Genomic DNA, 8,683 nt, shown 5'->3' with positions numbered 1-8,683 from the left:
TATAAGTCGTCAGAGAAAATGTCACCCCACGCCGCGGCAGGCAGGGGGACACAAGGGTGACTTTTTCACTGGCTATCGACAGACCTTTTTTCAACCCCGCTCATCTAACCGTATCTCCAGTCGTATCCTGGCCTCAGCGCGAAATCCATCAGTCCCCCGCTCCCCGATCCTCCAGCGCCATCAGCTCCGTCCAGACGGCATTGCCCACGCGCATCCCCGACGGGGTGAGGGCCAGGGCCCCCTCTTCCGTCCGCAGGAGGCGCGGCGGAAGCCCCAGCAGCACTCCCTCAACCTCCCTCAGCACCCCAGTCCCCCATCGGCGGGCAAACTCCAGCCGGTCGATGCCCCACCGGGTCCGAAGGGCCAGGATCGCCGCCTCCAGCGCGCGGGCCCGCGGAGACAGGCGCTCCGCCCCCGCAAGGGGATCGGGGAAGCCGCACCGCGCCGCCTCGAGGTAGGCCTCCAGCGTCGGCGGGTTGGACCAGCGCCATCCGTCCAGGTACCCCCAGGCGGCAGGCCCCAGGGGCAGGACGGGCTCCTGGCGCCAGTAGGCCAGGTTGTGTCGGCACTCCGCCCCGGAAGGCGCGAAGCTTGAAATCTCATATTGAAGGAATTTGTTTTTGGCGAGAAACCACTGTGCGTAGCGGTAGAGGGGGTAGCCGTCGGGCAGGGAGAGAGACTGCCGGCTCATGGGGGCGTCCGGCTCCAGGGTCAGTTGATAGGTCGAAAGGTGCCCTACCCCCGCGGCCAGGACGCCCCGAAGTGAGGCGGACCAGGAGCGCAGCGTCTGGCCCGGCAGCCCGAAGATGAGGTCCACGCTGAGGTGCAGGCCGGCCCCCAGGACCATGGCCATCGCCCGAAGTGCCCCCGCGGCGTCGTGAAGCCTTCCGATGCGGCGCAGCTCGCCGTCGTCCAGGCTCTGGACGCCCAGGCTGACGCGGGTGAAGCCCCCGTCCCTCCAGACCGCCAGATGCTCCTTCGTCAGGGAGGAGGGGTTGGCCTCCACGGAGGCCTCCTCGAGGGGGGAGAGGTCCGCCATGACCTCCAGGATGCGGAGGACCCGCCGCCAGTCCCCCGGCGTCAGGAGGCTGGGCGTCCCGCCGCCGACGTAGAGCGTGCGGGGGGGGACGCGCCCTCCAAGTCGGTCACGCCAGGCGCGGGCTTCGGCCTCCAGCGCGTCCAGCCATGCAGCCACCTCGCCGTCGCCCGCGCGCCGACTGTAGAAGGAACAGTAGCCGCACTTCGCCGCGCAGAAGGGTACGTGGAGGTAGAGGGAAGGACGCGCCCCGCGGGGAAGGACCGGCTCGGCCTTCCGCGGGCAGGCGTCCCTATTTTCCATCCCCCTCCACCTGCATGAAGGCCAGGAAGGCCTCCTGGGGGATGGAGACCTTTCCGATCTGCTTCATCCGCTTCTTGCCCTCCTTCTGCTTCTCCAGGAGCTTGCGCTTGCGCGTGATGTCGCCGCCGTAGCACTTGGCCAGCACGTCCTTGCGCAGTGCCTTGACGTTGACCCGCACGATGACGCGCTTGCCGAGCGAGGCCTGGATGGGCACCTCAAAGAGCTGACTGGGGATCAGGGCCTTCAGCTTCGTCACGGCGGCGTGGCCCCGATGGTACGCCTGTTCCCTGTGGCAGATAAAGGAGAAGGCGTCCGCCGCTTCGCCGTTGACCAGGACGTCGACGCGCACCAGGTCGCTGGCCCGCAGGCCGATGAACTCGTAGTCCAGCGAGGCGTAGCCCCGCGTCTGGGACTTCAGCTTGTCGTGAAAGTCGATGATGAACTCGGAGAGGGGCATCTCGTAGATCAGGCGCACCCGCTCCGGCGTCAGGTAATCCATGGACTTGTAGACTCCGCGCCGGTCCTGCACCAGCTGCATGACCTTCCCCACGAACTCGGAGGGCAGGAAGACGGAGAGCTTGATGTAGGGCTCCCGAACCTCCTCGATCTCGCCGGCATCCGGAAAGTCGCTGGGACGATGGGCCTCGATGACCGCGCCCGACGGCGTCACCACCTCGTAGACGACGTTGGGGGCCGTGGCCACCAACTCCACGCCGTACTCCCCACTCAGGCGTTCGCGCACCACCTCCATGTGCAGCATCCCCAGGAAGCCGCAGCGGAAGCCGAAGCCCAACGCCACGGAGGTCTCCGGCTCGAAGGTCACGGCGGCGTCGTTGAGGCAGAGCTTCTCCAGCGCCTCTCGTAGCTGGGGGTAGTTGTCCCGCTCCACCGGGTAGAACCCGCAGAAGACGACGCTCTTCACCTTTCGGTAGCCCGGCAGGGGACGGGCGGCCGGGCGGGCCGCCTCGGTGATCGTGTCCCCCACCGGCGCCTCGGCCAGAGTCTTGATGCTGGCGGCGATGTAGCCCACCTCGCCGGGCCCCAGCTGCTCCACGGGAGTGAAGCCCGGCCGGAACACCCCGACCTCCTCGACGGAGTAGACGCTGCCCGTCTGCATGAACAGGACGTTCTGTCCTTCTCGAATGACGCCGTTCACGACCCGCACATAGGAGATCACGCCGTGGTAGTTGTCGTAGACGGAGTCGAACACCAGGGCCTGAAGCGGGGCTCCGGCGTCCCCCTCCGGGGCCGGAATTCGCTGGACGACGCGCTCCAGGATCTCGTCGATGCCGCGCCCGTCCTTCGCACTGGCCAGGACGGCGTCTGAGGCATCCAGCCCAACGACGTCCTGAATCTCCTGCTTCGCGTTCTCCTCCCGCGCCGAGGGAAGGTCGATCTTGTTGATCACCGGCAGGATCTCAAGCCCCTGCTCCACCGCCTGATAGGCGTTGGCCACCGTCTGGGCCTCCACCCCCTGGCTGGCGTCCACCACCAGGAGCGCCCCCTCGCAGGCCGCAAGGGAGCGGGAAACCTCGTAGGCAAAGTCCACGTGACCCGGCGTGTCGATCAGGTTCAGCACCCACTTTTTGCCGTCCGGAGACGTGTAGTCCATGCGGACCGGCACCAGCTTGATCGTGATGCCCCGCTCCCGCTCCAGCGAGAGCGAGTCCAGAAGCTGATTCTTCATCTCGCGGGACTGCACCGTTCCCGTCCGCTCCAACAGGCGGTCCGCCAGGGTGGACTTGCCGTGATCGATGTGGGCGATAATGCAAAAATTTCGGATGTTCTCCTGTCTCATACGTGCTCCTCTGCAGCGTTAAAAGCGTTCAAAAAATTGAGGAGGGGACTTCGCCCCTCCTCATAAAGCCCTGACCCGCCCGACCTGTCCCAAAGGGGTCAGGGTTCAGGCGAGCCTGGCGATCTGTTCCACCAGGACCTCCGGTTCAAAAGGCTTCACGACGAAGCCGTCGATCTTGAGCTCACGGGCTTTCAAGGCGACGGGGAGCGAGGAGTTCGCGGTCACCAGCAGCACCTTTGCCGTGGGGAAGATCTCACGGAGCCGCCGGACCGTCTCGAAACCGTCCAACTTCGGCATGTGCAGGTCAACGATCACGATATCCACTGCCGTCGGCTTGGGGGCAACAGCCAACTCCCTCAACTGCGACAGCGCGATCACGCTGTCCGTTGAAGCCCCCACGACCCTGTAGTCCGCGTCCTCCAGGATCATGCGTATCATGTCGATCATGAAGTCCGCGTCGTCGATGATGAATACGTTTCGAGGCACCCGTTTACCCTCAAAGTCCCGCCTGGGATGCCGCTATTTTCCGTCCTCAGCGGCACCCAGCTTCTTCAGGGACTCGACGCGCTCCCTCTGCATCGCGAGCTGAGACTCAAGCGACGCAAGCTGAGCCTCCTCCGCCTTCAACAGCTGGCTTGACCGATTCTCGTATGCCTCGGACATCAGCTTGAGGGCATTCAACTCGCTGCGAATGGCCTCAACGTCCGGAAGGGCGTCCTTCTCCAGCTTGGACAGACGGGCCTCGATCTTCGTGAACTCCTCCTTCAAGGCATCAACCCGGGGCGTGAACTTGTTCTGCAGGAGCGTCCACATGACGTTCAGGATGACGAGGACCACCGCGGCCCCAATGAGGATGAGCTTCTTCTTGTTTGCAGGAGCCGAAACCTTCTTCGCAGGCTGATCGCTCATAACATAAAACCTCCGTTTCCTTGATGGAAAAAACACAAGACCTCGTGGTTGCCCCTGAGGCCTTTAATGACAAAAAGACAACACCATTAAGACAATCGAAAGCGCGAGGGAGAAGGGCTCGTCCGGACATCTTATTTTAGACCCCACGGCCTTTACATTGCCCGTCCCCTGCCGCACGGCCTGTCGCCTGAAGGCTCCGCCACAGTTTCGGCCCCCATGCGAAGGGCGGGCCCTTCGCCCTCCCGTCCGCTGAAAATCAAGCTCCCTGAACGAAAGTATTGTACCACAAAAGAAAGTGCCGTTCATCCCCGTTGGCGAAGACGAGCGTGACCGCAGGGAGGTTGGCGAACGTTAAAAAAGCGGCCCGTCGGGGCCGCTTGCTCAATCGTTACTTCAGCTCCACGTCGGCGCCGGCCTCAGCAAGTTTCTTCTTCAGCTCCTCGGCCTCCTCCTTGGAGACGCCCTCCTTGATGGGCTTCGGCGGGTTGTCCACCAGCTCCTTTGCTTCCTTCAGGCCAAGGCCCGTGATCTCGCGGACCACCTTGATGACGGCGATCTTGTTGGAGCCAGGCCCCTTGTAGACCACGTCGAACTCCGTCTTCTCCTCGCCCGCTGCGGCACCGGCGCCCGCTGCGGCACCGGGCATGGCCATCATGGCCACCGGAGCGGCGGAGGCGGACACGCCGAACTTTTCCTCGAGAGCCTTCACCAGCTCGGAAAGCTCGAGAACGGACATCTCCTCAATCGCCTTGATCAGTTCCTCGTGAGTCATAAAACGTTACCTCCTGAAATTTAATGTTCAAAATGACAAAACACGTCAACGCATCAAACAAACGGCTTGGTCGACTTCCTCCGCAGAAGGTCCGTCTAGGCGGCGTCCTTCTTGTCGCGAATCTGGGCAAGGCACGTGACCAGGCCACGCACCGTGCCGGAGAGCACGTTGACCAGGCCGGAGATGGGCGCCGCGATCGTGCGCACCACCTGGCCGATCAGGACGTCCTTCGACGGCAGGTCCGCCAGCGCGTGAAGCTGCTGGAGGTCCAACACCGTGCTTCCCAGCATGCCGCCCTTCAGGACGAAGGCCTTCTGGGTCTTGTCCGTGGCGCACTCCTTCAGCACCTTGGCCACACTCACGGGGTCGCCATAGGAAAGGGTAAAGATGTTCGGCCCCTTGGTGAGGTCCTCCGGAAGCTCCGGAAGCCCCGCCTCTTTGATGGCGATGGAAAAGAGGGTGTTCTTCGCGACCTTCATCTCCCCTCCCGCCGCGCGGACGCGGGCGCGAAGGGCCGTGCTGGCCGCCACCGTCATGCCGCGGTACTCGGCCACGAAGATCGCGTTCGAGCGTTCGAGCTTCTCCTTCAGGTCGGCCACCAACTCGTATTTAACCGATGCAGGCATATTGTTTCACCTCCTCCAACGTTGATCTCTTTTAAAACTTCCGTATCAATTCAGCCTCACCTGCAGAGCTCAAGTCATCGAGGCCATCGAGCAAATCAAGCAAAAAAAGGCTCCCCGCCGCCGGGGAGCCCTCTTAATAGAACAGAATGGGGTCAAGCCCTGCACGGGCTCACGCACCTTCCATTCCCCGGCACCTCGGCAGGCATGGCATTGAGCCCCGAGGGGCGCCTGCGGTCTACAACATCAGGGAGTCTTTATCAATCTTCAGCTGTCGAAGGGACGCGATCAGGCGCTGACCTCCCGCTGGACGTCCAGTGGGTCCACCGCGATCCCCGGTCCCATGGTGGGGGCGATCGTGACGCTCTTCACGTAGGTTCCCTTCACGGAGGCGGGACGGGCCTTATAGATCGCCTGCAGGATGGCCTTCGCGTTTTCAAAGAGCTGATCCACCGTGAACTCCCGCCGCCCGATGGCGTTGTGGGTGATGCCGGCCTTATCGACGCGAAACTCAACGCGGCCCGCCTTGATCTCACTGATGGCGTTCGTCAGGTCAAAGGTCACCGTTCCCGTCTTGGCGCTGGGCATCATGCCGCGGGGGCCAAGGACCTTGCCGAGCCGCCCGACGGACTTCATCATGTCCGGCGTGGCGATAACCGCGTCGAACTCCAGCCATCCGCCCGAAATCTTCTGCACCAGGTCCTCGCCGCCCACGATGTCGGCGCCTGCGTCCTGAGCTTCCTTCTGCTTCTCGCCCGCTGCCAGCACCAGAACCCTCCTAGTGACGCCGGTGCCGTGGGGCAGGCCAACCGTGCTGCGGACCTGCTGATCCGCGTGGCGCGGGTCAACGCCCAGACGGACGTGGACCTCCAGGCTCTCGTTGAACTTCGCCGTGGCGATCTGCTTGTAAAGCTCCACCGCCTCACGCAGCCCATAGAGCTTCCCCAGCTCGACCTTCTCGGCGGCCGCCCGATATCGCTTGCTGTGCTTCATCTCAAAAAACCTCCTGTGGTCGATCGCGAATCCCAAAGGACTCTGCCACAAAGATCAATTCGCTCCCACCTGGGGAGCCTTCCGGCAGCCATTCACTGGCGTTCACGGGCCATCAGTCCCTCACTTCGAGCCCCATGGAGCGGGCCGTGCCTTCGATCATACGCATCGCCGCCTCGACGTCGTTCGCGTTGAGGTCCCTCTGCTTGTACTCCGCGATCTCGCGCACCTTGGCGCGGGATACGGAGCCCACCTTCGTCTTGTTGGGAACGCCCGACCCCGACTCAACGCCGGCGGCCTTCTTCAGGAGGACCGCCGCAGGCGGCGTCTTAAGCTCAAAGGTGAAGCTGCGGTCGGCGTAGACGGTGATCACTGCCGGAATGATCAGGCCCGCCTGATCGGAGGTCTTTGCGTTGAACTGCTTGCAGAACTCCATGATGTTGACGCCGTGCTGTCCCAGCGCGGGGCCCACGGGAGGAGCCGGCGTCGCCTTTCCGGCAGGCAACTGCAACTTGATCTGCCCTACGACCTTCTTAGCCATGAAATAAAAATCCCCTCTCTAAAAACAAAACGTGACGTTTATCTTCACCGCCCGGCTCTCTACCTCACGAGAACTCCAAGCGGCGTTCAGCAAATTTTTTCGAGAAGGCGATAGTCGGCCTCCGTCACCGTCTCCCGACCAAGGATGTTCACGGTGAACTTGACCTTTCCCTTCTCGGAGTTGATCTCAACGACGGGCCCCGTCTGCCCCGCCATGGGGCCGCTCTTGACGGTGACCGTATCTCCAGGCTTCAGGGCGATCTCCACCTTGGGGCGGTCCTTCTCCAGGATCGACATGAGCCGGGTCACCTCGTCCTCCGAGAGGGGGATGGGATGCGTCCCCGCCCCCACGAAGCCCGTCACCCCCGGTGTGTGCCGCACCACGTGCCAGGACTGTTCGTCCAGGATCATCTCGACCAACACGTAGCTGGGGTAGAGCTTTCTCGTGACCTTGCGGCTCTTTCCGTCCTTCACAACGACGCGATCCTCTATGGGCACGAGCACGTTAAAGATGCCCTCCTTCATGCCCATCGTGGCGATACGCTGTTCAAGGTCGGCCTTCACTCGATTCTCATAGCCCGAATAGGTTTGAACAACATACCATCGGCGTTCGCCGCGCTGCGTCATCACAAAGGCCCCCTAGCGCCTGCAAAGAACCTGCAAAAAATAAAAGAAGGCCTCCGGCCACCTATCCCAGCATGCCGGAGAAAGCCCACGTGAGTAAAAAATCGATGAGCCCCAGGTAGAGAGAGACCCCCAAAGTAAAGACAATGACGATCAGCGTCCAATACCAAACCTGTTTTTTGGTGGGCCACGTGACCTTCTTCAGCTCCGCCCGGACCTCGCGCAAAAAAGCGACGCCCGGTATGGAATTCACGGCCTCTTTAGTCATATACGCCCCTCCTGAGGGCATCACAAAAAGACACCCATAATAAAATGGCAGGCCCGGCAAGACTCGAACTTGCAACCCCTGGTTTTGGAGACCAGTGCTCTACCAATTGAGCTACGGACCTACGCTGAAAACAACGCTAGGTATTTTACAACACCCCTGCAAGTTATGCAAGGCGTCAGGCGCGAAGCGCCGCCTCCGTCGCCTACTTCGACTCCTTGTGCAGGACGGAGGCGTTGCACCACTTGCAGAACTTCTTGATCTCAAGCTTCTTCGACTGCTTCTTCTTGTTCACCGTCGTGGTGTAGTTGCGCCTCTTGCACTGCGTGCAGGTCAGTCCGATGATATCCGCCATGGCTAAAACCTCTCCTTAAATTTTAAGATCGCACTCCAACGGCGGCCGGAGCGCACTCCGGCCGCCCGGAAATTCAGTTATTCCAGGATTTTGGTGACGACGCCTGCGCCCACCGTGTGGCCGCCCTCGCGCACCGCGAAGCGCAGCCCCTCCTCCATGGCGATGGGCACGATCAAAGACACCTCAAACGTGGCGTTGTCCCCAGGCATCACCATCTCCACACCATCCGGCAGCTTGATGTCACCCGTCACGTCCGTCGTCCGGAAGTAGAACTGCGGCTTGTAACCCGCAAAGAACGGCGTATGGCGACCGCCCTCCTCCTTCTTCAGAACGTACACCTCGCCCTTGAACTTCGTGTGCGGCGTCACCGTGCCGGGCTTCGCCAACACTTGCCCCCGCTCCACCTGGTCCTTGTCAATGCCACGGAGCAGTATCCCGACGTTGTCTCCAGCCTCCGCGTCGTCCAAG

12 protein-coding genes and 1 tRNA gene are annotated in these 8,683 nt (G+C 62.3%); all 13 read right to left on the bottom strand.

Features of this window, described 5'->3' with window-relative positions:
• Nucleotides 1-148 precede the first annotated feature (148 nt).
• Nucleotides 149-1,339, bottom strand: a complete 1,191-nt coding sequence (gene hemW / locus SY1_RS02005) for a radical SAM family heme chaperone HemW (RefSeq protein WP_015556014.1) — start codon at nt 1,337-1,339, stop codon at nt 149-151.
• On the bottom strand, nt 1,329-3,137 hold the full coding sequence (gene lepA / locus SY1_RS02000) for a translation elongation factor 4 (RefSeq protein ID WP_015556013.1): 1,809 nt from the start codon (nt 3,135-3,137) through the stop codon (nt 1,329-1,331). The genes hemW and lepA overlap by 11 nt, the downstream gene beginning before the upstream one ends.
• A gap of 105 nt (nt 3,138-3,242) precedes the next feature.
• The gene (locus tag SY1_RS01995; protein ID WP_208872580.1) at nt 3,243-3,623 is read right to left on the bottom strand and encodes a response regulator; all 381 of its coding nucleotides are present in this window, start codon (nt 3,621-3,623) and stop codon (nt 3,243-3,245) included.
• Between the two features lie 33 nt (nt 3,624-3,656).
• On the bottom strand, nt 3,657-4,046 hold the full coding sequence (locus SY1_RS01990) for a hypothetical protein (protein ID WP_015556012.1): 390 nt from the start codon (nt 4,044-4,046) through the stop codon (nt 3,657-3,659).
• A 388-nt stretch (nt 4,047-4,434) separates the two neighbouring features.
• Entirely contained in the window at nt 4,435-4,818 is a 384-nt protein-coding gene (gene rplL / locus SY1_RS01985) for a 50S ribosomal protein L7/L12 (protein WP_015556011.1), read from the bottom strand.
• Between the two features lie 95 nt (nt 4,819-4,913).
• Nucleotides 4,914-5,444, bottom strand: a complete 531-nt coding sequence (rplJ, locus tag SY1_RS01980; protein WP_015556010.1) for a 50S ribosomal protein L10 — start codon at nt 5,442-5,444, stop codon at nt 4,914-4,916.
• A 285-nt stretch (nt 5,445-5,729) separates the two neighbouring features.
• Entirely contained in the window at nt 5,730-6,434 is a 705-nt protein-coding gene (rplA, locus tag SY1_RS01975) for a 50S ribosomal protein L1 (RefSeq protein ID WP_015556009.1), read from the bottom strand.
• Nucleotides 6,435-6,546: 112 nt separating this feature from the next.
• Complete coding sequence (gene rplK, locus SY1_RS01970; RefSeq protein WP_015556008.1) at nt 6,547-6,972, bottom strand: 50S ribosomal protein L11; 426 nt, start codon at nt 6,970-6,972, stop codon at nt 6,547-6,549.
• 86 nt (nt 6,973-7,058) lie between these two features.
• On the bottom strand, nt 7,059-7,598 hold the full coding sequence (nusG, locus tag SY1_RS01965; protein WP_208872579.1) for a transcription termination/antitermination protein NusG: 540 nt from the start codon (nt 7,596-7,598) through the stop codon (nt 7,059-7,061).
• Nucleotides 7,599-7,659: 61 nt separating this feature from the next.
• A complete protein-coding gene (gene secE / locus SY1_RS01960; RefSeq protein ID WP_015556007.1) occupies nt 7,660-7,863 on the bottom strand; it encodes a preprotein translocase subunit SecE in 204 nt (67 codons plus the stop codon).
• 45 nt (nt 7,864-7,908) lie between these two features.
• A tRNA-Trp gene (locus SY1_RS01955) sits at nt 7,909-7,984 on the bottom strand.
• 81 nt (nt 7,985-8,065) lie between these two features.
• Nucleotides 8,066-8,215: a 50S ribosomal protein L33 gene (gene rpmG, locus SY1_RS01950; RefSeq protein WP_015556006.1), complete on the bottom strand. Its 150-nt coding sequence runs from the start codon at nt 8,213-8,215 to the stop codon at nt 8,066-8,068.
• A 77-nt stretch (nt 8,216-8,292) separates the two neighbouring features.
• A partial coding sequence (locus SY1_RS01945) for an EF-Tu C-terminal domain-related protein (RefSeq protein WP_481128936.1) occupies nt 8,293-8,683 on the bottom strand: 391 nt, incomplete at its 5' end.

Origin of the sequence: Fretibacterium fastidiosum (assembly GCF_000210715.1) — a bacterium.
GTDB classification, from domain to species: Bacteria; Synergistota; Synergistia; order Synergistales; family Aminobacteriaceae; genus Fretibacterium; species Fretibacterium fastidiosum.
Note: the sequence above shows the minus strand (reverse complement) of the source record. Positions and strands in the feature narration are given on the sequence as shown.

Bases quoted from the DNA above. Each gene is read 5' to 3' on its own strand.
- hemW (WP_015556014.1), bottom strand. From the start codon at position 1,339: ATGGAAAATAGGGACGCCTGCCCGCGGAAGGCCGAGCCGGTCCTTCCC.
- lepA (WP_015556013.1), bottom strand. From the start codon at position 3,137: ATGAGACAGGAGAACATCCGAAATTTTTGCATTATCGCCCACATCGAT.
- SY1_RS01990 (WP_015556012.1), bottom strand. From the start codon at position 4,046: ATGAGCGATCAGCCTGCGAAGAAGGTTTCGGCTCCTGCAAACAAGAAG.
- rplL (WP_015556011.1), bottom strand. From the start codon at position 4,818: ATGACTCACGAGGAACTGATCAAGGCGATTGAGGAGATGTCCGTTCTC.
- rplJ (WP_015556010.1), bottom strand. From the start codon at position 5,444: ATGCCTGCATCGGTTAAATACGAGTTGGTGGCCGACCTGAAGGAGAAG.
- rplA (WP_015556009.1), bottom strand. From the start codon at position 6,434: ATGAAGCACAGCAAGCGATATCGGGCGGCCGCCGAGAAGGTCGAGCTG.
- rplK (WP_015556008.1), bottom strand. From the start codon at position 6,972: ATGGCTAAGAAGGTCGTAGGGCAGATCAAGTTGCAGTTGCCTGCCGGA.
- nusG (WP_208872579.1), bottom strand. From the start codon at position 7,598: ATGACGCAGCGCGGCGAACGCCGATGGTATGTTGTTCAAACCTATTCG.
- secE (WP_015556007.1), bottom strand. From the start codon at position 7,863: ATGACTAAAGAGGCCGTGAATTCCATACCGGGCGTCGCTTTTTTGCGC.
- rpmG (WP_015556006.1), bottom strand. From the start codon at position 8,215: ATGGCGGATATCATCGGACTGACCTGCACGCAGTGCAAGAGGCGCAAC.